Raw genomic sequence first — 22,969 nt, forward strand, 5'->3', positions numbered from 1 at the left:
ATCGGAGTGTTGTGACTGACAACATCCGCACCTCCGCTGCCGAGGCACCAGTCGTGCCTCGGCGGCGGAGCCGCCGCGACTTCAGTTTTGACAGTATCTCGTTCTTCCTCGTGTTCCTGGGCGTGCCGCTCGCGGTGTTCCTCTTCCTGGTGATCTGGCCGTTCATCCAGGCGGCGTACTACTCGCTGACCGACTGGAACGGCCTCACGGCCTCCATGAACTTCATCGGGTTGGACAACTTCGAGCGCCTGCTGAACGACGACCTGTTCATGAAGGCCCTGGGGAACAGCGTGCTGCTCCTGGCGGTCGTGCCGACCCTCATCCTCATCATCGCCCTGACGTTCGCCACGCTCATCACCGTCGGCGGCGCCTCGAAGGGGCAGATCCGCGGGCTCAAGGGGTCGAGCTTCTACCGGGTCGTCTCCTTCTTCCCCTACACCATTCCGGGCGTCGCCATCGGGCTGCTGTGGCAACTCGTGCTGCTGCCGAACGGCGGGTTGGTCAACAGTCTGCTGGTCGAGCTCGGCTTCGACGGCTTCGCCGGGTTCGCCTGGCTCGGGGACAAGACCACGGCGATGCCCGTGTCGATCTTCGTCATCATGTGGGGCCTCATCGGCTTCTACATGCTGTTGTTCATCGCCGCGATCAAGGACGTGCCGGCGGAGACGTACGAGGCCGCCCGGCTCGACGGCGCGGGCCGGTTCCGCACCGCGATCTCGATCACGATCCCGCTCATCCGCGAGAACGTGCAGACGGCCTGGATCTACCTCGGGATCTTCGCCCTCGACGCCTTCGCCTACATGAGCGTGCTCAACTCCACGGGCGGGCCCGAATACAGCACCCTCGTGATCACCCAGTACCTCTACCGGGTGGCGTTCAACGACTTCAAGTTCGGGTACGCGAGTGCCATCGGCGTGTTCCTGGCCGTCATCACGCTGCTGTTCGCGGCGTTGGTGTTCTCGGTCAACTACCTCACCGGAGGCGGCAACAGGAAGGCGAAGCGATGACCAGCCAGACCGATTCCGCACACGCCCGCACGCACGACGGAGCGATCACGGGCAAGGGCGACCGCGCCGTCGCCACCATCTCGCACGGCGTGCTCATCATCTGGTCGATCATCGTGGTCGCCCCGATGCTCTGGGTGCTCCTGCAGTCCTTCAAGGGCAAGACCGAGGTGCTGTCCTCGCCGTTCGGCCTGCCGGAGAAGTGGCACTTCTCCAACTACTACACGGTGTGGGTCTCCGAGGGGATGGGGCGCTCGTTCCTCAACACGATCTTCGTGGTCGGCACCGCGCTCATCGCGGTGATGCTGCTCGGGGCGATGTGTGCCTACGTGCTCGCACGCTTCCGGTTCTTCGGAAGCCGGCTCATCTACTACGCGATGCTCGCCGGGCTCACCTTCCCGATCTTCCTCGCCGTGGTGCCGCTGTTCTTCGTGCTGCAGAACATGTACCTGCTCAACACCCTCCCGGGCCTCGCGCTCACCTACGTGGCGTTCGCCCTGCCGTTCACGGTGTTCTTCCTCTACGCGTTCTTCCAGGGGCTGCCCACCGAGATCAGCGAGGCGGCCCAGATCGACGGTGCCGGGAAGTGGCGCACGTTCTTCCAGGTCATGGCGCCCATGGCGAAGCCCGGCATCGCCGCGGTGACGATCATGAACTTCCTCGGCCTGTGGAACCAGTACCTGCTGCCCGTCGCGCTCAACACGAAGCAGGAGAACTACGTGCTCACCCAGTCGATCGCCCGCTACGCAGTGAGCGCCGGCTACGCGGTGGACTTCGGCTCGATGTTCGCGGCCTTCGTCATCGTGGTCGTTCCCGTGCTCGTGTTCTACATCTTCTTCCAGCGTCAGCTGCAGGGATCGGTCTCCCAGGGGTCGAGCAAGTAGGCGGCTGACATCACCGTCGAGCCTCGTCGGCGGCGGCGAGTTCGATCGATACGGCCCGTCCCGGCATCCGCCGGGGCGGGCCGTCGTCGTCGGCGAGGTATCTGAGGCGTCGCGGGCGAAGCGGGGCTGTACGCGGGCCCCGCCGCGGAATTACGCTGAGGGGCGGTGGAAGGACGGCGGATGACTGCACTATCCGGCTTACGCTCACACGTTCGAGGCGACGTGCTCACGGGGGAGGACCCCCGGTACGCATCCGCGCACTCCGGGTTCAACCCGGCCGCCGAGCACCGACCGGAGGTCGTGGTCCGGGTGGCCGACGCCGCCGACATCCGTGCCGCGATCGACTTCGGGGCCGAGCACGGCCTCCGGGTGCGCGCGCAGGCCACCGGCCACGGCAAGGGGGAGCCGATGGACGGCGGCCTGCTCGTGCTCACCGACCGGCTCCGCGGCGTCGAGGTGGATCCCGCGCACCGCACCGCCCGGGTCGGCGCCGGGGCCCGTTGGCAGGACCTGCTCCCCGTCGCGGCCGCCCACGGCCTCATGGGCCTGTGCGGCTCGACGCCGGCCGTCGGAGTGGTCGGCTACACCCTCGGCGGCGGCACGGGCCCGATGGGGCGGACCTTCGGCTTCAACTCCGACGGCGTGCGCCGGCTGCGGATGATCGACGCCGGCGGCCGCGAGCTGGAGATCGACGCGGAGCGCGAACCCGACCTCTTCTGGGCGATGCGCGGTGGCAAACCGGACGTCGGCATCGTGACCGAACTCGAGTTCGACCTCGTGACCGCTCCGACCTACTACGGCGGCGGCGTGTACTTCCCGGGCGAGCAGGCGGAACGGATCCTCCACGCCTTCGGCGACTGGGCGCCGTCCCTGCCCGACTCGGTCACCGCCTCGGCCGCGCTCCTGCGCCTGCCCGACGTGCCGGTCGTGCCGGAGCCGCTGCGGGGCCGCCTGAGCGTGCACCTGCGGTTCGTCCACGTCGGCGACCCGGCCCGGGGCGCCGAACTCCTCGCGCCGATGCTCGCCGCGGGGACCCCGATCGTCGATCTCGTGGCCGAATACCCCTCGGTGGACATCGCCTCGGTGCACCGGGATCCGACCGAGCCGATGCCGGCCCGCGACGAGGGCATGACCCTGCGCGACCTGCCCCCGGGCGCGATCGACGCACTCCTCGAGGCGGCCGGCCCGGGCGCCGACCTCCCGCTCGTCGTGGTCGAGCTGCGACACCTCGGCGGCGCGCTCGCCCGCGAGCAGGGTGCGGCGTCCGCCGTCGGTGGGCGGGAGGCGGCGTACAACGTCACGGTCGTCGGCGCGTATCCACCGCCCCTGCGCCCCGCCGTGGACGCGGGCAGCGCCGCGGTCCTCGCCGCGCTCGCGCCCTGGGCCACGGGCGGCTCGCTCATCAACTTCCAGGGCTACGCCACGCAGCGCGCCCGGGCGGCGTGGGACGCGCCGACCCGCGCCCGCCTCGACGCGATCAAGGAGCGGTGGGACCCGGAGCGGGTGTTCCGGTTCGCCTATTCCTTCGACTGAGGGCCGGGCCCGGGCCGGCGACGCAATACAGTGGCGCCCAGGAGGTACACCATGACTCAACCGGAATCGTTCGGACTCGACCACACCGCGGTCGCCGCGCCGTACATCCGTGTGGCCGATCGGCTCACGCTCACGGGCGGCAGCGCCGTCACGAAGTTCGACCTGCGCTTCTGCCAGCCGAACGTCGACCACCTCGAGATGCCCGCCGTGCACTCGATCGAGCACATGCTCGCCGGATTCCTGCGCGACCACACCCGCGGCGTCATCGACATCTCGCCGATGGGCTGCCAGACCGGCTTCTATCTGCTCATGGACGGCGCCCGCACGGTCGACGAGATCGCTCCCGTTCTCGAGAGCGCGTGTCGCGACATCCTGGCCGCCACGGCGGTGCCGGCCGCGAACGAGGCGCAGTGCGGCTGGGCCGCGAGCCACAGTCTCGAGGCGGCCCAGGCGGCGGTCTCGCGCTTCCTCGCCGCCCGTGACGAGTGGGGAACGGTCTTCGCCGGTGAGTGAGTTCCTGCTGCTCGCGGCGATGACCGAGGAGGCCACCGCCGTACGCCACCGGAGCGACGCCGTCGGCCCCGAGCAGGCCGGGCCCACCGCGCGCGCGACCCACACCCCGATCACCGTCGCCGGCCGCAACGGCACGCTCCTGACCACGGGGATCGGCGCCGTCAACGCGGCCACCGCGCTCACCGCGTGGCTGCGGGATGTCGGCCGTAGCGCTCGGGGGAGTGGGCCGTGGCCGGGAACCGTCGTCAGCCTCGGCTCGGCGGGCGGCCTCGCGGAGACGGTGTCGGTCGGCGACGTCGTGCTCGGGCGGTCCTACCGTTACGCCGACGTCGACGCCCGGGAGTTCGGGTACGAGTTCGGGCAGGTCCCCGGCATGCCGCCCGAGTACCCGTCCGGTGTCGCGCCGGCCCCGGGCGAGACCGCCGCGCACGCGCACAGCGGCCTCATCGTCACGAGCTCGTCCTTCGTGGGCGCCGAGCTCGCCGCCCGGATCCGCACCCGGATCCCGCAGGCGCTGGCCGTGGACATGGAATCCGCCGCGCTCGCCCAGGCCTGTCACGTGCTCGGCGTCGAGCGTTTCGTCTCGGTCCGTGGCATCTCCGACCTGTGCAGCCCGCGCGCGGGCGAGGACTTCCACGACGGCCTCGGGCTCGCGAGCAGCCGGTCCGCCGCCGCCGTCCTCGACCTGCTCGACCATCTCGACCCGCCGGCCGGTGTCGTGAGGGCCGGGGCGGGGGAGCGCCCGCGGGCGTGATTCCACAGATGGGGTATCCTGCTCGCAGTTGGAGGGGAGTACCCCGCAAGCGGTGATGTCGTCAACACGATCGGTCTCGGACCGGTTCGGCACCATCGGCCCCGAAGGGTGGGGGAGACCTCCGGTGAATCCCGCTATCCACCGGAGGCTTGAATGTTCGACGTGCCACTCTGGGCCTGGGCCGCCACGGTCGGCCTCATCCTCGTCATGCTCACTGTCGACTTCGTCGGGCACGTGCGCACGCCGCACGCGCCGTCGATGAAGGAGGCCGCGACGTGGTCGGTCGTCTACATCGCGATCGCGCTCGTGTTCGGGGTGATCGTGTGGATCACGGGCGGCCACGACTACGGGCAGCAGTTCTTCGCCGGGTACATCACCGAGAAGTCGCTGAGTGTCGACAACCTGTTCGTGTTCGTGCTCATCATGGCGAGCTTCAAGGTGCCACGGGAGAATCAGCAGAAGGTGCTGCTGCTCGGCATCGCTATCGCCCTCGCGCTGCGCACCGTGTTCATCTTCATCGGTGCCGCGGCCATCGAGCAGTGGTCGTTCGTCTTCTACATCTTCGGGGCGTTCCTGCTGTGGACGGCGTACTCGCAGGTGCGCACCTCGAGCACCGAGGGTGAATACCACGAGAACGCGATTCTGCGCTGGACCCGGCGGATCTTCCCGACCACGCCGAACTACGTGCAGGACCGGATGTTCCACCGCATCGAGGGCAAGCTGTACATCACCCCCATGCTCATCGTGATGATCGCGATCGGCTCGGCGGACGTGCTCTTCGCGGTCGATTCGATTCCCGCGATCTTCGGCCTGACCGACCACGTATTCCTCATCTTCGCCGCGAACGCGTTCTCGCTCCTCGGCCTGCGCCAGTTGTTCTTCCTCATCGACGGCCTGCTCGACAAGCTCGTCTACCTCAATTACGGGCTCGCCGCGATCCTCGCCCTCATCGGCGCCAAGCTCGTGATCCACGCGCTGCACACGAACGAGCTGCCGTTCATCAACGGCGGCGAGCCGGTGCTCGGCGTCCCGGAGATTCCGACGACGCTCTCGCTCGTGCTCATTCTCGGGATCCTCGCGGTCACCACGGTGCTCTCGCTCACGGTCGGCAAGTCCAAGACGATCGAGCACCCGACGGTCTGACCCCTCGCCTTCCCCGCCGGCGTGCCCGACCTACTGCCGGCCGCCTCCCCGAGGTCTCACGGTGGCCTCGAGGTTCCGTGGGTTCCCCGGGTTCCCGCGGGATCCGGGCCGTCGTCCCCGTCGTCCCGCTGTCCGGGGTGAATGTCGGTGCTCGGTTCTAGGGTTGTTTCATGAGCACGAAGGCGGCCCGGCAGATGCGAGCGAGGCGAGCGGAGATCGCCTCGATCGCGTCCGAGGACGCGGTACTGGACCGGGTCCGCCAGGTGCGCAAGGTCCAGGCGGGTGCGGAGGCCGATCTGTTCTTCCTGGCGATCGAGATCGCCCAGCGCAGCCCGGTCACCGAAGAGTGCGGGGCGTGGTCGTGCCACACCGATCTGGCCCTGGGGGTCTCGTATTGTGATTCGGTGGCGAACTGGTTCGCGGCCGTGACCGGCTTCTCCACCGACGCCGCCCAGGCGATGCTCCTCGAAGCCCTCGAGGTCGCCGAACGCCTGCCGCTGTTGTATGGGCGGGTGCTCGATGGGCGTACCCGGGCGCACACGGCCCGGCTCGTGGCCGAACAGACCCTCGGTTTGACTGTGGAGGCGGCCCGGTTCGTCGATGTCCAGGTCGCTGCCGCCGGGGCGATCCGGGGCCGATACGCGATCAAGGGTCTGGTGCGGGAGGCGATGATCACCCACATGCCCGACCAGTACGCCGACCTGCAGCGGGCGCAGGCCGATCCGCGCCGGGCCGATGTCCATATCGGCACCGACGGCACCGGCCGCATCGACGCGATCGTGTCCACGTTCGCGGCCCTCGATCTGGAGCAGAGCCTGGTCTTCGGGGCCGCGCAACTCAAGGCCGCCGGATCCGGTGAGGTCCTCGATGCCCGACGCTCCCTCACCTTCGAGGGCATCATCGCCGCCACCCACCACCCCAAACCGGCCCGACAGGACGCCCTCGACCTCACCGCAGGGCAGCCAGACCAGCAGGTTCAGCAGGCCCGGGGGACCCGGCAGGCTCAGGGACCGGCGGCGGGGGCGCCGGACTGCACGGGCGGCACCAACGTCATGGCCGCGGGCACGGGCGCGAGTCCAGCCGTGGGAGGCGCGCCCGGAGCGGCGGCGGCCGGAGCTGCGGCGGACCCGACCGGCGAGGCGCCTGCCACCGCTGCGGGCGGTGGTGTGTCCTGCGGGCCTGCGTGGTCGGGTCGGGGTGTGCCGCGGGCGAAGGTCGTCATGTACCTGCACATGAACGCCTCCGCATTCTGGCCCGACGGCAGGCCACCCGACCGACCCGATCCTCATTCTGGAAGCCGACCACCCGATCGTCATCCCGACGGCCCATCCCCTGATCATCCCGATCGTCATCACGGTGGCCTATCCGCCGGTGGATCGTGCTCTGATCCGCCGCGCACGGCCGATCCCGAACACGTAGCCGGCGCGGCCTGTCCCGATCGCCGGCCCGGCGGCCTATCCCCTGATCATCCCGATCACCATCACGGCGGCCTGCCCGCCGGCGGCGCGTCTGTCGATGGCTCCTGCGCGGGCGCGGCAGGAACGGCCTGTCCCGAGCACGCCACCGGTCCGGCCTATGTCGCGGGGCGGTTGGCCCGTGAACCCGTGCGCATTGAGGGGCCGGGGATCCCGCCCGGGCTCGTGATCACCGCCGCCGAGGTCGCGGCCATGTTCACCGCGCCCCACGACGCGGCCATGCCCGACAGCGCGCCCGTTGACGGACCACGGGGCTCTGATAGGCCGCGCGGGTCCGGTGGGCCGTGGGGGTCCGGTGGGCCGCGCGGGTCTGGTGGGTCGTGGGGGCCGCAGATATTCGTGCGTCCGGTCATCGACCTCGAAACCGAACACGAAGTGACCGGCTATGCCGCCGGAGACGTGATCAAGGACCACCTCCACCTACGCGATCGAACCTGCGCCTTCCCCAAGTGCGCCCGCCCGGCGCGGGCCTGCGATGCCGACCACATCGACCCCTGGAAGACCGATGCCCAGGGCGACCCGGCCGGCGGGCCCACCTGCACCTGCAACCTCGCGAGCCTGTGCCGCCGGCACCATCGCTGGAAGACCCACAACCATCCCGGGCAGCCGCAGGGACGCGGCTCCTGGTCCTACGTCACGCTCGGACCCGGAACCTACTACTGGAGCGGCCCCATGGGCCTACGGTTCCTACGCACCCCGACCGGCACGACCGAGGTCACCGACCAGGCCTGGCACCGCCGTGACCTCCGTGCGCTCCAGGGCCTCCAGGGGCCCGGCGCACCCCAGAGCCACGAGGCGCTCCCGGACCTCCAGGCGCTCGGCGCCGTTTCCGGCCGCGAGCCGGACTTGGATCGCCCGGATCGCCCGGCTCGCCCGGATCGCCCGGCTCATCGGACTCTTCCGGGCAACGAGACTCTCCCGGGACTCGAGGAGGCCCCGGGACTCGAGGCCGACACGGCGCTCGGCGCACGCGAGAACCCCGCCGCTCGCACGGATCTCGAAGCTCACCGGGGTCACCCGAACACTGCGGCAGGACCGGACTCGCGGGCTCGCCGTGACGACCTCGACGAGGCCTTCATGGACGCCCTCGACTACGAATACGGCAATGCCGACAGTGACGTCGACCCCAGCGAGGCCGACCTCGAGGCCATCCTCGCCGATCGGCCCCCGTCGCCGCCCTCCGGACTGTGACCCTGCGCCGAGCCAGCCTGGCGTGAACCGTCTTCGCGGTGGGGCCGCAGCCACGAGAGAGAGTGGCTCGTTCGGTCGTCGAAGGCGGCGCTGAAGGGCGCCTCACGGTGTCTCGGGCCTGACGCTGCTTCGACGGCGCCGCGGCCGGAGTGGCTACTCGGCGAAGACCCCGATGACCGGGTTCCACTCCCGCACCGTGCGCTCGGCGATCACGCCGGCCGCACGGAACGGATCTGCCTCGAGGAGGTCGAGCACCGCCTGGCGGGAGTCGGCGCGCAGAAGGATGAGCGCTCCCGCCTCTCCGTCGAGCCACGGCCCCGAGGCCACGAGCTCACCGGTGGCCGCGAGGGCGGCGAGGAACGCGCGGTGGTCGGGGCGCACCCGGTCGGCCGTCTCGGCGGTGACCGGGTCATAGGTGTACGTGACTACGAACATGAGCTGCGTCGTCCATTCGAAAGCGTTGCGTGGAGGGCGGGGCGGACCGCCCCACCGATGACGATCCGGATGCTACTCCCGTCCTCGCGACCCGGGGCGCGGCCGGTGCGGTGACCGCCGCAAGCAGGCACACGAGGTTCGAACGGCTGTACGAGCCGCGTTCGGGCGTCTACCATGGACGCCGTGAGTGACTCCCTCGTGGTTCGCGGCGCGCGTGAACACAACCTCCAGAACGTCAGCATCGAGCTTCCCCGGGACCGGCTCATCGTCTTCACGGGCCTGTCCGGTTCGGGTAAGTCGTCGCTGGCGTTCGACACGATCTTCGCGGAGGGGCAACGCCGCTACGTCGAATCTCTCAGCGCGTACGCGCGCCAGTTCCTCGGGCAGATGGACAAGCCGGACGTCGACTTCATCGAGGGGCTCTCGCCCGCGGTGTCGATCGACCAGAAGTCGACGAACCGGAACCCCCGCTCGACGGTGGGCACGATCACCGAGGTGTACGACTACCTGCGGCTGCTCTACTCCCGCGCCGGCACGCAGCACTGCCCGGTGTGCGGGGAACGGGTCACCGCGCAGACGCCGCAGCAGATCGTGGACCAGCTGCGCGAATTGCCCGAGGGCACGAGGTTCCAGGTGCTCGCGCCGATGGTGCGGGGCCGCAAGGGCGAGTATGCCGACCTGTTCCGTGACCTGCAGACCCGCGGCTACTCCCGCGCGCAGGTCGACGGTGAGACGATCTCCCTCGCCGAGCCGCCGGTACTCGAGAAGAACATCAAGCACACGATCAGCGTGGTGGTCGACCGGCTCGTCGTGCGGGAGAACATCCGGCGCCGGCTCACGGACTCGGTGGAGACCGCGCTCGACATCGCCGAGGGCCTCGTGATCATCGACCTGGTCGACCTCGACCCCGGCGACGAGGGCCGGCAACGGCGCTTCTCCGAGAAGCGGGCGTGCCCGAACGAGCACCCGCTCGCGCTGGACGAGATCGAGCCGCGCACGTTCTCCTTCAACGCCCCCTACGGCGCCTGCCCGGAGTGCACGGGCATCGGCACCAGGCTCGAGGTCGACCCGGAGCTCGTGGTTCCGGACGAGGACCTGAGCCTCGCGGAGGGCGCGGTCGCGCCGTGGGCGTCCACGAACAGTCAATACTTCGAGCGGGTGCTCACGGCCCTCGCCGACGACCTGGGCTTCTCCATGACCACCCCGTGGCGCGCCCTGCCGCAGCGCGCGAAGGACTCCGTGCTCTACGGCAAGGATCACAAGGTGCACGTGCGCTACAAGAACCGGTGGGGGCGCGAGCGTCAGTACTCCACCGGGTTCGAGGGCGCGATCGACTTCCTCCAGCGCCGGCACGGCGAGACCGAATCCGAGTGGTCGCGGGAGAAGTACGAGGGGTATATGCGCGAGGTGCCGTGCCCCGTGTGCCGGGGCACGCGGCTCAAGCCGGAGGTGCTTGCCGTGACCGTCGGCGGCAAGTCGATCGCCGAGCTCACGCACCTGCCGATCCGCTCGGCCAAGGTCTTCCTCGACGAGCTGACCCTGGGGGAGCGGGAGGCGGCGATCGCGGCCCAGGTGCTCAAGGAGATCCACGCCCGCCTCGGGTTCCTCCTCGACGTCGGCCTCGACTACCTCACCCTCGCCCGGGCGGCCGCCACGCTCTCCGGCGGCGAGGCGCAGCGGATCCGGCTCGCCACCCAGATCGGGTCCGGGCTCGTGGGCGTGCTCTACGTGCTCGACGAGCCCTCGATCGGGCTGCACCAGCGCGACAACCGCCGCCTCATCGACACGCTGACGCGGCTGCGGGACCTCGGCAACACGCTCATCGTGGTCGAGCACGACGAGGACACGATCCGCACCGCCGACCACATCGTCGACATCGGGCCCGGTGCCGGTGAGCTCGGCGGACACATCGTGCACTCGGGCGACGTCGCCGGCCTGCTCGCGAACACCGAGTCGCTCACGGGCGCCTACCTTGCCGGCCGCCGGCGGATCGAGCTGCCCGACGCGCGTCGCCGGCCCGATCCCGACCGGTGGATCACGGTCGAGGGGGCGCGGGAGAACAACCTCGGCGGCATCACGGTGAAGTTCCCGATCGGCTGCTTCATCGGGGTGACCGGCGTGTCCGGCTCGGGCAAGTCGACCCTGGTGAACACGGTGCTCTACCAGGTGCTCGCGAACGAGCTGAACGGCGCCCGGCTCGTGCCCGGGCGGCACAAGCGGGTCACGGGGATCGACAACCTCGACAAGGTCGTGCACGTCGACCAGAGCCCGATCGGGCGCACCCCCCGCTCGAACCCGGCCACCTACACCGGGGTGTGGGACCACGTGCGCCGGCTCTTCGCCGAGACCGAGGAGGCGAAGGTGCGCGGCTACACGCCGGGCCGATTCTCCTTCAACGTCAAGGGCGGCCGGTGCGAGGCCTGCTCCGGCGACGGCACCCTGAAGATCGAGATGAACTTCCTGCCCGACGTGTACGTGCCGTGCGAGGTCTGCGACGGCGCGCGCTACAACCGGGAGACCCTCGAGGTGCACTTCAAGGGCAAGTCCGTGGCCGACGTGCTCCACATGCCGATCGCCGAGGCGGCCGAGTTCTTCGCGGCGGTGCCGGCGATCGCCCGCCACCTCACCACCCTCGTGGACGTCGGCCTCGGGTACGTGCGGCTCGGGCAGAGCGCCCCGACCCTCTCCGGCGGGGAGGCCCAGCGGGTCAAGCTCGCCTCCGAGCTGCAGAAGCGCTCGAGCGGGCGCACCGTGTACGTGCTCGACGAGCCCACCACAGGGCTCCACTTCGAGGACGTGCGCAAGCTCATGCACGTGCTCGAGGGGCTCGTCGACAAGGGCAACACCGTGATCGTGATCGAGCACAACCTCGACGTGATCAAGAGCGCCGACTGGCTCATCGACATGGGGCCCGAGGGCGGCGACGGCGGCGGCACGGTGGTCGCCCAGGGCACGCCCGAGCAGGTGGCCGCCGTGCCCGCGAGTCACACCGGCCGTTTCATCGCCGAGATTCTGGACGCCGGCTCCTCACCCGAGCTCAAGCCCGTCACCCCGGTCGCGGCCCTCGCCCGCCCGAAGGCGCGCTCCGCGCGCAAGTCCGCGGCGGCCGTGAAGGCGAAGGCGGCGAAGGTCAAGGCCGCCACGGCCTGAGGATGACCTTCCGGCCTGACTTCGCCTACCGAATGGTGCTTCTGGCACCGCCCCCGGCGGATTTCGGTGCACGATCTACCGTTCGACCGGCCGGGTCAGGCTAGCCAGGATATTCGGGGTCAGCGGATGCCCGCGCAGGTCGGTCAGTGCCTCGAGTCCGGATATTCGTTCAGCGCTCGGACCGCTTCGTGTCACATTGTGGTCCAGGTTGACCCCGCCGCCGAGCGCATGTCACCGCCTCAGTGAGGGAGCGGCTCGCGCCGAGCGGTGAGGCTCACGAGGCGGGTGCCTCGTCGAAGGCGCAGAAGATCGAGACGGCCACAGCCTGACGGGTTCGAGTCGCTGAGCGGCCAGTGACGCTAGGAGTGGCCTAGGTCCGCCTCGTCGTCCGGGTCGGCGGGTGCGTCGCCCTCGCTCGTGCCGACCCGCTCGACGCCCACGGTCACGCTCGTGAGCAGCGCCGCGACGGCGCCGACGGCCACGAGCACCGGGGCGAGGATCGCGGCGGCCGCTGTGACCGCGACCCCGGCCGTGAGCGGGATCTCCAGCAGCGTGCGCCCCGAGTCGTTCTTGATGTAGACCCGGCGCACGTTCCCCTCGGCGACGAGCTCCTTGACCTTCGCCACGAGATTGTCGCCCGCGACCTTGAACTCCTCGTACCAGGCCTCGCCCTGCTTGGAATCGTTCATGGGATCATGTCCGCTCTCTGTGTTCGGGGACCACTGTGTTCGGGGAACACCGTGTTCGGGGATCATCGAGGATGCTGGTCGGGTGAGGCCCGCCGGTGGCTCAGGGCTGCTCGGGCGCGGCGACGATCGTGGTCACCGGCGAGATCCGCACGGGGAAGTTGACCGAGCGGGAGATGAAGCAGTACGCGTGGGCGTCGGCGTGGATGCGGGCCACGGCCTCCTCGTCCACCTCGTCGGCGACGGTGAGCTGGGGATGCAGGGTCACGCCGATGAACTGGCCGCCGCCGACCGACTGGATGCGCATCGCGCCGATCGCCCGGTCGGAGTAGCCCACCACCCGCACGCCGGCGCGGGCGGCCATCTGCAGCGCCCAGAGCATGTGGCACTGCGAGAGGGAGGCCACGAAGAGCTCCTCGGGGGCGTAGCGGGACTCGTCGCCGCGGAAGGCCGGGTCGGAGGACCCCTCGATCGCGGGCTTCCCGGCGACCACGACCTCGTGGTCGCGGGCGTAGGAGGTATAGGACTCGGTGCCGGACGTCCCGGCCCCGGTCCACAGCACGTTCACCGTGTAGGAGTGCACGCCGCTCATGACCACACGCTAGCGCGAACTAGGCTGTCGGGTATGGCCGATCCGTCCACCTATCGCCCCAAGGCGGGGGAGATCCCCGCCGAGCCCGGGGTGTACAAGTTCCGCGACGCGGTCGGCCGAGTCATCTACGTGGGCAAGGCGAAGTCGCTCCGGCAGCGGCTCTCCTCCTATTTCCAGAATCCCGCCGGCCTGCATCCGCGCACCTTCCAGATGGTCACCACGGCCGCGAGCGTCGAGTGGACCGTCGTGGCCACCGAGGTGGAATCCCTCACCCTCGAATACGCGTGGATCAAGGAGTTCGACCCGCGGTTCAACGTCAAGTACCGCGACGACAAGTCCTACCCCTACCTCGCGGTCACCATGGGCGAGACGATCCCGCGCGCGCAGGTCATGCGCGGAGCGAAGAAGCCCGGCACCCGCTACTTCGGGCCGTACTCCCACGCGTGGGCCATCCGGGAGACCGTCGACCTGCTGCTGCGGGTGTTCCCGATCCGCTCCTGCTCGGCCGGGGTGTACCGGCGCGCGGAGCAGTCGGGCCGGCCGTGCCTGCTCGGCTACATCGACAAGTGCGCGGCGCCGTGCGTGGGCCGGATCAGCCCCGAGGATCACCGCGACCTGGCCGAGCAGTTCTGCGACTTCATGGCCGGGGCGACCGGACCGTACACGCGCCGGCTCGAGGCCGAGATGCGGGAGGCCTCGGCGGAGCTCGACTTCGAGCGGGCCGCGAGGCTCCGCGACGACCTGGCCGCGCTGACCAAGGTGGTCGAGAAGAACGCCGTCGTGTTCTCCGACGGCACGAGCGCCGACATCTTCGCGATGGCCGCCGACGACCTCGAGGCCTCCGTGCAGGTGTTCCACGTGCGGGAGGGCCGGGTGCGCGGCCAGCGCGGCTGGGTGACCGAGCGGGTCGAGGACGCCTCGGAGGCCGAACTCGTCGAGATCCTGCTCCTGCAGGTCTACGGGGACGCCCCGGCCGGCGACCGCGACGCCACCCCGAAGGAGATCCTCGTCCCCACCGAGCCGACCGATCACGCCGAGCTCGAACGCTTCCTCACCGCCAAGCGGGGCGCCAAGGTGCGCATCCGCACCCCGCAGCGCGGCGACAAGCGGGCCCTGGCCGAGACCGTGCGTCGCAACGCCGACCACGCCCTCGCGCTGCACAAGACCCGCCGCGCCGGCGACCTGACGGCCCGCTCGCAGGCGCTCGCGGACCTGCAGGAGCACCTCGACCTGGACACCTCGCCGCTGCGGATCGAGTGCTATGACGTCTCCCACACCGGCGGCACCAACCAGGTGGCCTCGATGGTCGTGTTCGAGGACGGCCTGCCCCGCAAGGGCGAATACCGCCGGTTCAACATCCGCGGCGCGGACGGCGAGGGTGCCCGCGACGACACCGAGGCCATGGCCGAGGTGATCACCCGCCGGTTCCGGCACTACCTGCGCGACCACTCCGGCAGCCCGGCCCGCAGCGACGGCAGCTGGGTGCTCACCGAGGAGGAGGAGGCCGCCGCCCGGGCCAGCGAATCGGCCGCCACGGGCGGCGAGCCGGACGCCCCGGGCGAGGCTGCGTCGTCCACAGGCACGGAGGCCGCCGGGCCGGGGCGCGCACGCCGATTCGCCTACCCGCCCAACCTCGTGGTCGTCGACGGCGGCCGGCCGCAGGTCGCGGCCGCCGCGCGCGCCCTGGACGAGCTGGGGATCACGGACGTCGCCCTCGTCGGTCTCGCGAAACGGCTCGAGGAGGTCTGGCTCCCCGACGACGACTATCCGGTCGTGCTGCCGCGCACGGCCCCCGGCCTCTACCTGCTCCAACGCCTCCGCGACGAGGCGCACCGGTTCGCCATCACCCACCACCGCAAGCGGCGCTCGACCGGGATGACCCGCTCGGAGCTCGACGCCGTGCCCGGGCTCGGCCCCGCGCGGCAGCGGGCCCTGCTCGCGGCGTTCGGCTCCGTCCGGGCGCTGCGCCGGGCCACCCCGGAGGAACTGGCCACGGTGACGGGAATCGGGCCTGCGCTCGCCCAGGCCATCGTGGTGGCGCTGCACGCGGGCCCGTCCGCGCCTCCGTCGTGACATCCTGGGGGCATGACCGCCCCGAGTGACCCGTCCAACCCGCTCACCGTGCCCACCGGCGTCCCGGTGCTCGAGCAGCAGGCGGCCCCGGTGCCGGACGTCCGCCCCGAGATCATCATCATCACCGGCATGTCCGGCGCGGGCCGTTCCCGGGCGGCCGCCGTGCTCGAGGATCTCGACTGGTACGTCGTCGACAACCTGCCGCCGAAGCTGCTCGCCGTGCTCTCGGGGATGATGAGCCAGGGCTCCGGCGGCGTGCACCGGCTCGCGGCCGTCGTCGACGTGCGCTCGGGCCAGTTCTTCGAGGACCTCGTGGGCGCGCTGGCCGACCTGCGCTCCCAGAACATCGACTACCGGATCGTCTTCCTCGACGCCGACGACTCCGAGCTCGTGCGCCGCTACGAGTCGAACCGGCGCCCCCACCCGCTCCAGGGGCAGGGTCGGATGCTCGACGGCATCACCCACGAGCGCACCCTGCTCGCCCACCTGCGCACCCGCGCCGACGTGACGATCGACACGACGGACCTGTCCGTGCACGACCTGGCCCGGATGGTCCGCGACGTCGTGGCCGGCGAGACCGACCGGGCGCTGCGGATCAACGTCGTCTCCTTCGGGTTCAAGTACGGGCTGCCGCTCGACGCCGACCACGTGGTCGACGTGCGCTTCATCTCCAACCCGTACTGGGTCACGGAACTGCGCAACCTCACCGGCAAGGACGCCCCGGTGCGCGACTACGTGCTCGGCCGCAGCGGCGTCGAGGTGTTCATCGAGAGGTACGTCGAACTCCTCGCCGGGGTGCTCGACGGCTACGTGCACGAGCAGAAGCCGTACGTGACGATCGCGGTGGGCTGCACCGGCGGCAAGCACCGCTCCGTCGCCATCACCGAGGCGATCGCCGCCGGGCTGCGCGCCGCGGGCCAGAGCGTGCGCACCCTCCACCGGGACCTGGGGCGGGAATGAGCCTGCCCGCCACGCCCCGGCACCTCCCCCCGGGGGTGACGCCGCCCACGCGGCCGGCGCCGCTCAAGGTCACGGCCCTCGGCGGCGGGCACGGGCTCGCCGCCACGCTCTCGGCGCTGCGCCACCTCACCTCCGACCTGACGGCCGTGGTCACGGTCGCGGACGACGGCGGCTCCTCGGGGCGGCTGCGGCAGGAACTCGACGTGCTCCCCCCGGGCGACCTGCGGATGGCGCTGTCGGCCCTGTGTGACGTGTCCGACTGGGGGCAGACCTGGCGCGACGTGCTCCAGCACCGCTTCACCAGCTCGGGCCCGCTCAACGGGCATGCGGTGGGGAACCTGCTCATCGTCGCGCTGTGGGAGCTGCTCGGCGACCAGGTGGCGGGCCTCGACCTCATCGCTCGGCTCCTCGACGCCGACGGCCGGGTGCTGCCGATGGCCGCCGTGCCGCTCGAGATCGAGGCGGAGATCAGCCACCCCGGCTGGCCCGGCACCCAGCTGATCCGGGGCCAGAGCCGCGTGGCCGTGACGTCCGGTCGGGTGCACCAGGTGCGCCTCTGCCCGCCCGACGCGCCCGCGTGCCCGGAGGCCGTGACCTCGATCCGGCGCAGCGACTGGGTCGTGCTCGGACCCGGCTCCTGGTACACGTCGGTCATGCCACACCTGCTCGTGCCCGAGCTCGCCGATGCGCTGCGCGCCACGCGCGCTAAACTGGCCCTGACGCTGAACCTGGCCTCGCAGCCGGGGGAGACCGCCGGCTTCTCAGCAGCCGATCACGTCCGGTCGTTCCGGGAGTACGCTCCCGCTCAGCACATCGATGTCATCATCGCCGACCCCAGCGCGGTGGAGGACGTGGACGACCTGGCCGACAGTGCCAAGGAAGTAGGAGCTCGGGTGTTATTGCGCCAGGTGAGTGCCGGGGACGGGACCCCGCGGCACGACAATCTACGGTTGGCCGCCGCGTATCGGGACGCCTTCGAGCGGACCATGGGCGACGTCGGGGAGCACGCCGAATGACCGCGCCGGCATCGGCCATGTCGCTCACGGCGACCGTCAAGGACGAACTGGCCCGGCTGCAGATCGAGCGGGTCTCCGCGCGGAAGTCGGAGGTGGCCGCGACCCTGCGGTTCGCCGGCGGGTTGCACATCATCTCCGGCCGGATCGTCATCGAGGCCGAACTCGACACCGGGATCGCCGCGCGCCGGCTGCGGGTCGCGATCGCCGAGGTGTACGGGCACGCGAGTGAGGTGATCGTCGTCTCCGGCGGCGCGCTCCGGCGCGGGAACCGCTACGTCGTGCGCGTCGTCAAGGACGGCGAGGCCCTCGCCCGCCAGACCGGTCTCCTCGACTCCCGCGGCCGTCCCGTGCGCGGCCTGCCGCCGCAGGTGGTCTCCGCCTCGCTCACCGACGCGGTCGCCGCCTGGCGCGGGGCGTTCCTCGCCCGCGGCTCCCTCACCGAGCCCGGCCGGTCCAGTTCGCTCGAGGTCACCTGCCCCGGACCGGAGGCCGCGCTCGCGCTCGTCGGTGCGGCCCGCCGCTTCGACGTGGGGGCCAAGGCCCGGGAGGTCCGCGGGGTCGACCGGGTCGTGATCCGCGACGGCGACGCCATCAGCGCCATGCTCACCCGGATGGGCGCCCACGAGGCCGTGCTCGCCTGGGAGGAGCGACGGATCCGCCGGGAGGTGCGCGGCACCGCCAACCGGCTCGCGAACTTCGACGACGCGAACCTGCGCCGATCCGCCCAGGCCGCCGTCGCCGCGGGCGCCCGCGTGCAGCGCGCGTTCGAGATCCTCGGCAAGGACGTGCCCGATCACCTCCGCCAGGCCGGCACCCTGCGGCTCGAACACAAGCAGGCCTCCCTCGAGGAGCTCGGCCAACTCTCCGAGCCCCCGCTGACCAAGGACGCGATCGCCGGGAGGATCCGCCGTCTCCTGGCGATGGCCGACAAGCGGGCGCACGAGTCCGGGGTGCCCGACACCGAGGCGGGCCTGACCCCCGACATGCTCGACCTGTAGGCCCGACGTGCGGCATCGACGCGCGCCGCGGGTGAGACTCCGGTCTCACTCCGCGGCACCCGTATCCGCGGCGCGCCAAGACGTAGTAAAGTAAGAGGCGTGAGGACGACGATGGCGCCCCTAGCCGAGTAGTCCTCACCTTTGCTGTGCCCGCGAGCCCGCTCGTTTCCCACGGTGCAGCAGTGACCATCGGACGCTATTTTGCGCGCCGGGTGCGCGCCAGGAGGAAAACTGTGACCATCCGCGTCGGAATCAACGGCTTTGGCCGCATCGGCCGAAACTTCTATCGCGCAGTCGTCGCCTCGGGCGCCGACATCGAGGTCGTCGCCGTGAACGACCTCACCGACAACAAGACCCTCGCGCACCTGCTCAAGTGGGACACCGTGCAGGGCAAGCTGAGCGACGACGTCACCTACGACGACGAGAACATCATCGTCGACGGAGCCAAGGTGCGCGCGTTCGCCGAGCGGGACCCGAAGAACCTGCCCTGGGGCGAGCTGGGCGTCGACATCGTGATCGAGTCCACCGGTTTCTTCACGGACGCGACCGCCGCCAAGGCCCACATCGACGGTGGGGCCAAGAAGGTCATCATCTCCGCCCCGGCGAAGAACGAGGACGCGACGTTCGTCATGGGCGTCAACTCCGACAGCTACGACCCGGCGAGCCACCACATCATCTCGAACGCGTCGTGCACCACGAACTGCCTCGCGCCCCTGGCCAAGGCCCTGAACGACGCGATCGGCATCGAGCGTGGCCTCATGACCACGATCCACGCCTACACCGGCGACCAGAACCTCCAGGACGGCCCGCACCGTGACCTGCGCCGCGCCCGCGCCGCCGCGCTGAACATCGTGCCGACCTCCACCGGCGCCGCCAAGGCCGTCTCGCTCGTGCTGCCCGAACTCAAGGGCAAGCTCGACGGGTACGCCCTGCGCGTTCCGGTCATCACCGGCTCGGCCACCGACCTCACGTTCACCGCGAACCGCGAGGTGACCGTCGACGAGGTCAACGCCGCCGTCAAGGCCGCGGCCGAGGGCCCGCTGGCCGGCGTGCTCGAGTACGTCGACGAGGACATCGTCTCCTCCGACATCATCTCGAACCCGCACACCTCGATCTTCGACTCCAAGCTCACCAAGGTGAGCGGGAACCAGGTCAAGGTCGTCTCCTGGTACGACAACGAGTGGGGCTACTCCACGAGCCTCGTCAGCCTGACCAAGCTCGTCGGCGCCGGTCTCTGACACACAGCTTGACCAACCAGTGATCGCTGCGCCCGCGGATCCCTCGAGGGGTCCGCGGGCGCACTGATGCGGAGGATTCATGAAGACCATCGATTCGCTCGGCGACCTGCGCGGCAAGCGCGTGCTCGTCCGTGCCGACTTCAACGTGCCCCTCGACGGCACGACCATCACCGACGACGGCCGCATCCGCGCCGCCCTGCCCACCATCACGGCGCTCACCGGCGCCGGAGCCCGGGTCGTCCTCATGGCCCACCTCGGCCGCCCCAAGGGGCAGGTCGACCCGGCCTACTCGCTCGCCCCCGTCGCCGCCCGCCTCGGCGAGCTCCTCGGCGCGCCCGTCACTCTCGCAGACGACCTCGTGGGTCCCTCGGCCCGGGCGGTGACCGCCGGTCTCGCCGACGGCCAGGTCGCCCTGCTCGAGAACGTCCGCTTCGACGCCCGTGAGACCTCCAAGGACGAGGCCGCCCGGGCCGAGCTCGCCGGCGAGCTGGCCGCCCTGGCCGACGCCTACGTCTCGGACGGGTTCGGGGTCGTGCACCGCAAGCAGGCGAGTGTCTACGACATCGCCACGCTGCTGCCGGCCGCCTCGGGACTGCTCGTGGCCAAGGAGATCGCGGCGCTGAGCAAGGCCACCGAGGACCCGGCCCGGCCGTACGTCGTCGTGCTCGGCGGCTCCAAGGTCTCCGACAAGCTCGGCGTGATCGAGAACCTGCTGACCAAGGCCGACCGGCTCCTCATCGGGGGCGGCATGGTGTTCACGTTCCTCGCCGCCCAGGGCCACGACGTGGGCAAGTCCCTGCTCGAGGCCGACCAGATCGAGACGGTCCGCGGATACCTCGCCACCGCCGCCGAGCGCGGCGTGGAGATCGTGCTGCCCGCCGACATCGTCGTGGCGCCCGAGTTCAAGGCCGACGCCCCGGCGACCGTCGTGGCGGCCGACGCGATCCCCACGGACCAGCTCGGCCTGGACATCGGCCCGGACGCCTCGGTGGCGTTCGCCGACGCGATCCGCGACGCCAAGACGGTCGTGTGGAACGGTCCCATGGGCGTGTTCGAGTTCGCCGCGTTCGCGGGCGGCACCAAGGCCGTCGCGGCCGCGATGGTCGAGGCGACCACGGCCGGCGCGTTCTCGATCGTCGGCGGTGGCGACTCCGCCGCGGCCGTGCGGCTCCTCGGCTTCGACGAGGCCGGCTTCTCCCACATCTCCACCGGCGGTGGGGCCTCCCTCGAGTTCCTCGAGGGCAAGACCCTGCCCGGAATCGACGTCCTCACTCACTGAAAGGGGGCCCACGTGGCCACCACCCGTACCCCGCTCATGGCGGGCAACTGGAAGATGAACCTGGACCACCACCAGGCCACGCACCTCGTGCAGAAACTCGCCTGGACCCTGGGCGACGTCAAGCACGACTTCAGCGCCGTCGAGGTCGTCGTCGCGGCGCCGTTCACGGACCTGCGCTCGGTCCAGACCCTCGTGGACGCCGACAAGCTGAGCATCGGCTACGCCTCCCAGGACATCTCCGCCCACGCCTCCGGCGCCTACACCGGCGAGATCTCCGCGACGATGCTCGGCAAGCTCGGCGTGAGCTACGCCGTCATCGGGCACTCGGAGCGCCGTCAGTACCACGGCGAGGACGAGGCCGTCGTCAACGCCAAGGCGACGGCGGCACTCGCGGCCGACATCACCCCGATCGTCTGCGTCGGGGAGGGCCTCGAGGTGCGCAAGGCCGGCGAGCACGTGCCCCACACCCTCGCCCAGGTCGACGGCGCCCTCGCCGGCATCTCCGCCGGCGACGTGGCCCGCAGCGTCATCGCGTACGAGCCCGTGTGGGCGATCGGAACCGGCGAGGTCGCCACTCCCGAGGACGCGCAGGAGGTCTGCGCCGCGATTCGCGGGCGTATCGCCGAGCTGTACTCGGCCGAGACCGCCGATGCCGTGCGGATCCTCTACGGCGGGTCGGTCAAGTCCGGCAACGTCGCGGCCCTCATGGTCAAGGAGGATGTCGACGGTGCTCTCGTGGGCGGCGCGAGCCTCGACGCCGAGGAGTTCGCGGCGATCGTGCGTTACCAGTCGCACACGACCGGCGCCTGAGTCGCTCCACCGCCATCGCCGGCCGGGACACGCCTCCCGGCCGGCGACGGCGCGCGGTCGCGGCGGTGCTCGTCGCGGCGCCGCCGGATATCGCGTAAACTATCCACGTCCCTAGAATCCAGGTCACTTAGTCGTGCCCCGGATCACCCCGAACCAACAGAGGAAACCGAGTGGACGCGCTTCGCCTCACCCTCCAGATCCTGCTCATCATCACGAGCCTGCTGCTCGTGCTCAGCGTGCTCATGCACAAGGGCCGCGGCGGCGGGGTCTCCGACATGTTCGGTGGCGGTGTCTCCTCGCGCATGGGCTCCTCCGGTGTGGCCGAGCGGAACCTCAACCGGATCACGATCGGCTGCAGCGCCGTCTGGGTCATCGTGATCGTGCTGTTGAACCTTGCGGGCAAGTTCGACTTCTGAGTCGAGTCGGTTCCACCTCTGAAGGAGTCTCCCTGTGGTCACAGGCGGTAATGCTATTCGAGGGTCCCGCGTCGGTGCGGGGCCGATGGGCGAGGCCGAGCGGGGCGAGGCGGCCCCACGGGTCTGGGTCTCGTACTGGTGCGCGACCGGGCACGAGGTGCGCCCGAGCTTCGCCGGCGAACCGGGGATGGCGATCCCCGAGACGTGGGACTGCCCGCGGTGCGGACTTCCCGCCGGGCAGGACCAGCAGAATCCGCCGGCCCCGCCGCGGAACGAGCCCTATAAGACCCACCTGGCCTATGTGAAGGAACGACGCTCCGAGGAGGACGGCGCCGCCCTGCTCGAGGAGGCGCTCGCCGCGCTCCGCGCCCGCCGCGGCGGCTGACACAGCCGACTTTCCGAAACGCCCGCCGCACCCCGTGAGGGGCGGCGGGCGTTCGTGCGCCTGCCGGCATGCTGCCCCGTCGGTGTGGGGAGACTTGCTGGTGTCGGGCACCGGGGATCGTCCCCGATCCTGCCCGTGGGCCGGGTGTCGACTCGGTGCGTGGTGGGGAGCCGGTGCGCTGCGCCGAGGAGTTTCCCCGCGGGGTCGGCTGGGCGGAGTCTGATGCTGCCGCGTCGGTGCGGGGAGACTTGCTGGTGTCGGGCACCGGGGATCGTCCCCGATCCTGCCCGTGGGCCGGGTGTCGACTCGGTGCGTGGTGGGGAGCCGGTGCGCTGCGCCGAGGAGTTTCCCCGCGGGGTCGGCTGGGCGGAGTCTGATGCTGCCCCGTCGGTGTGGGGAGACTTGCTGGTGTCGGGCACCGGGGATCGTCCCCG

Annotated in this window: 20 protein-coding genes; 17 read left to right on the forward strand and 3 right to left on the reverse strand. The window is 70.7% G+C overall.

The genetic code is table 11. The annotated features are described in order from the left end of the window. Positions 1-11 precede the first annotated feature (11 nt). From GCE65_RS06600 to GCE65_RS06630, 7 genes are all read left to right on the forward strand, one after another. Positions 12-1,007: a carbohydrate ABC transporter permease gene (locus GCE65_RS06600; protein WP_194928855.1), complete on the forward strand. Its 996-nt coding sequence runs from the start codon at positions 12-14 to the stop codon at positions 1,005-1,007. Next, positions 1,004-1,888, forward strand: a complete 885-nt coding sequence (locus GCE65_RS06605; protein ID WP_153877828.1) for a carbohydrate ABC transporter permease — start codon at positions 1,004-1,006, stop codon at positions 1,886-1,888. The genes GCE65_RS06600 and GCE65_RS06605 overlap by 4 nt, the downstream gene beginning before the upstream one ends. Positions 1,889-2,110: 222 nt before the next feature. Then, positions 2,111-3,421 carry an FAD-binding oxidoreductase gene (locus GCE65_RS06610; protein WP_194928856.1) on the forward strand — a complete coding sequence of 437 codons (1,311 nt, stop codon included), beginning with the start codon at positions 2,111-2,113 and terminating at the stop codon, positions 3,419-3,421. A 51-nt stretch (positions 3,422-3,472) separates the two neighbouring features. After that, complete coding sequence (locus GCE65_RS06615; RefSeq protein WP_152818888.1) at positions 3,473-3,934, forward strand: S-ribosylhomocysteine lyase; 462 nt, start codon at positions 3,473-3,475, stop codon at positions 3,932-3,934. After that, positions 3,927-4,688 (forward strand): 5'-methylthioadenosine/S-adenosylhomocysteine nucleosidase, encoded by a 762-nt coding sequence (mtnN, locus tag GCE65_RS06620; RefSeq protein WP_153877829.1) that lies wholly within the window; start codon positions 3,927-3,929, stop codon positions 4,686-4,688. Before GCE65_RS06615 ends, mtnN begins: the two co-directional genes overlap by 8 nt. A gap of 153 nt (positions 4,689-4,841) precedes the next feature. Continuing rightward, positions 4,842-5,831, forward strand: coding sequence for a TerC family protein (locus tag GCE65_RS06625; RefSeq protein WP_152818892.1), 990 nt, complete (start codon positions 4,842-4,844; stop codon positions 5,829-5,831). Between the two features lie 170 nt (positions 5,832-6,001). Further along, positions 6,002-8,497, forward strand: coding sequence for an HNH endonuclease signature motif containing protein (locus GCE65_RS06630; protein WP_153877830.1), 2,496 nt, complete (start codon positions 6,002-6,004; stop codon positions 8,495-8,497). A 153-nt stretch (positions 8,498-8,650) separates the two neighbouring features. Here GCE65_RS06630 and GCE65_RS06635 read toward each other — a convergent pair whose 3' ends face one another. Continuing rightward, a complete protein-coding gene (locus tag GCE65_RS06635; RefSeq protein WP_152818895.1) occupies positions 8,651-8,932 on the reverse strand; it encodes a YciI family protein in 282 nt (93 codons plus the stop codon). A gap of 174 nt (positions 8,933-9,106) precedes the next feature. Here GCE65_RS06635 and uvrA point away from each other — a divergent pair, with 174 nt between their 5' ends. Beyond that, on the forward strand, positions 9,107-12,082 hold the full coding sequence (gene uvrA, locus GCE65_RS06640; protein ID WP_153877831.1) for an excinuclease ABC subunit UvrA: 2,976 nt from the start codon (positions 9,107-9,109) through the stop codon (positions 12,080-12,082). A gap of 359 nt (positions 12,083-12,441) precedes the next feature. Here uvrA and GCE65_RS06645 read toward each other — a convergent pair whose 3' ends face one another. Both GCE65_RS06645 and GCE65_RS06650 read right to left on the reverse strand, forming a co-directional pair. Beyond that, positions 12,442-12,771, reverse strand: a complete 330-nt coding sequence (locus tag GCE65_RS06645) for a DUF4342 domain-containing protein (RefSeq protein WP_153877832.1) — start codon at positions 12,769-12,771, stop codon at positions 12,442-12,444. A gap of 100 nt (positions 12,772-12,871) precedes the next feature. Further along, a complete protein-coding gene (locus GCE65_RS06650) occupies positions 12,872-13,360 on the reverse strand; it encodes an OsmC family protein (RefSeq protein ID WP_153877833.1) in 489 nt (162 codons plus the stop codon). 33 nt (positions 13,361-13,393) lie between these two features. Between GCE65_RS06650 and uvrC the strand changes: the two genes are divergently transcribed. From uvrC to GCE65_RS06695, 9 genes are all read left to right on the forward strand, one after another. Beyond that, positions 13,394-15,433: an excinuclease ABC subunit UvrC gene (gene uvrC / locus GCE65_RS06655; protein ID WP_153877834.1), complete on the forward strand. Its 2,040-nt coding sequence runs from the start codon at positions 13,394-13,396 to the stop codon at positions 15,431-15,433. A 12-nt stretch (positions 15,434-15,445) separates the two neighbouring features. Beyond that, positions 15,446-16,393, forward strand: a complete 948-nt coding sequence (gene rapZ / locus GCE65_RS06660) for an RNase adapter RapZ (RefSeq protein WP_152818905.1) — start codon at positions 15,446-15,448, stop codon at positions 16,391-16,393. Continuing rightward, positions 16,390-17,409, forward strand: coding sequence for a uridine diphosphate-N-acetylglucosamine-binding protein YvcK (gene yvcK, locus GCE65_RS06665; RefSeq protein ID WP_152818907.1), 1,020 nt, complete (start codon positions 16,390-16,392; stop codon positions 17,407-17,409). Before rapZ ends, yvcK begins: the two co-directional genes overlap by 4 nt. Before the next feature lie 17 nt (positions 17,410-17,426). After that, positions 17,427-18,407 (forward strand): DNA-binding protein WhiA, encoded by a 981-nt coding sequence (whiA, locus tag GCE65_RS06670; RefSeq protein WP_153879183.1) that lies wholly within the window; start codon positions 17,427-17,429, stop codon positions 18,405-18,407. A 233-nt stretch (positions 18,408-18,640) separates the two neighbouring features. Continuing rightward, on the forward strand, positions 18,641-19,645 hold the full coding sequence (gap, locus tag GCE65_RS06675; RefSeq protein ID WP_153877835.1) for a type I glyceraldehyde-3-phosphate dehydrogenase: 1,005 nt from the start codon (positions 18,641-18,643) through the stop codon (positions 19,643-19,645). 79 nt (positions 19,646-19,724) lie between these two features. Next, on the forward strand, positions 19,725-20,924 hold the full coding sequence (pgk, locus tag GCE65_RS06680) for a phosphoglycerate kinase (RefSeq protein ID WP_153877836.1): 1,200 nt from the start codon (positions 19,725-19,727) through the stop codon (positions 20,922-20,924). 12 nt (positions 20,925-20,936) lie between these two features. Further along, a complete protein-coding gene (gene tpiA, locus GCE65_RS06685; protein WP_153877837.1) occupies positions 20,937-21,734 on the forward strand; it encodes a triose-phosphate isomerase in 798 nt (265 codons plus the stop codon). A gap of 170 nt (positions 21,735-21,904) precedes the next feature. Further along, entirely contained in the window at positions 21,905-22,150 is a 246-nt protein-coding gene (secG, locus tag GCE65_RS06690) for a preprotein translocase subunit SecG (RefSeq protein WP_153877838.1), read from the forward strand. 34 nt (positions 22,151-22,184) lie between these two features. Beyond that, positions 22,185-22,535, forward strand: a complete 351-nt coding sequence (locus GCE65_RS06695; RefSeq protein WP_153877839.1) for an RNA polymerase-binding protein RbpA — start codon at positions 22,185-22,187, stop codon at positions 22,533-22,535. The last annotated feature ends 434 nt before the right edge of the window (positions 22,536-22,969 follow it).

The sequence above is a fragment of the Pseudactinotalea sp. HY158 genome (assembly GCF_009660225.1).
Lineage (GTDB): Bacteria > Actinomycetota > Actinomycetes > Actinomycetales > Beutenbergiaceae > HY158.

Bases quoted from the DNA above. Each gene is read 5' to 3' on its own strand.
- uvrC (WP_153877834.1), top strand. From the start codon at position 13,394: ATGGCCGATCCGTCCACCTATCGCCCCAAGGCGGGGGAGATCCCCGCC.
- GCE65_RS06625 (WP_152818892.1), top strand. From the start codon at position 4,842: ATGTTCGACGTGCCACTCTGGGCCTGGGCCGCCACGGTCGGCCTCATC.
- GCE65_RS06635 (WP_152818895.1), bottom strand. From the start codon at position 8,932: ATGTTCGTAGTCACGTACACCTATGACCCGGTCACCGCCGAGACGGCC.
- GCE65_RS06605 (WP_153877828.1), top strand. From the start codon at position 1,004: ATGACCAGCCAGACCGATTCCGCACACGCCCGCACGCACGACGGAGCG.
- GCE65_RS06650 (WP_153877833.1), bottom strand. From the start codon at position 13,360: ATGAGCGGCGTGCACTCCTACACGGTGAACGTGCTGTGGACCGGGGCC.
- pgk (WP_153877836.1), top strand. From the start codon at position 19,725: ATGAAGACCATCGATTCGCTCGGCGACCTGCGCGGCAAGCGCGTGCTC.
- yvcK (WP_152818907.1), top strand. From the start codon at position 16,390: ATGAGCCTGCCCGCCACGCCCCGGCACCTCCCCCCGGGGGTGACGCCG.
- GCE65_RS06615 (WP_152818888.1), top strand. From the start codon at position 3,473: ATGACTCAACCGGAATCGTTCGGACTCGACCACACCGCGGTCGCCGCG.
- whiA (WP_153879183.1), top strand. From the start codon at position 17,427: ATGTCGCTCACGGCGACCGTCAAGGACGAACTGGCCCGGCTGCAGATC.
- uvrA (WP_153877831.1), top strand. From the start codon at position 9,107: ATGGACGCCGTGAGTGACTCCCTCGTGGTTCGCGGCGCGCGTGAACAC.
- rapZ (WP_152818905.1), top strand. From the start codon at position 15,446: ATGACCGCCCCGAGTGACCCGTCCAACCCGCTCACCGTGCCCACCGGC.
- GCE65_RS06630 (WP_153877830.1), top strand. From the start codon at position 6,002: ATGAGCACGAAGGCGGCCCGGCAGATGCGAGCGAGGCGAGCGGAGATC.
- GCE65_RS06645 (WP_153877832.1), bottom strand. From the start codon at position 12,771: ATGAACGATTCCAAGCAGGGCGAGGCCTGGTACGAGGAGTTCAAGGTC.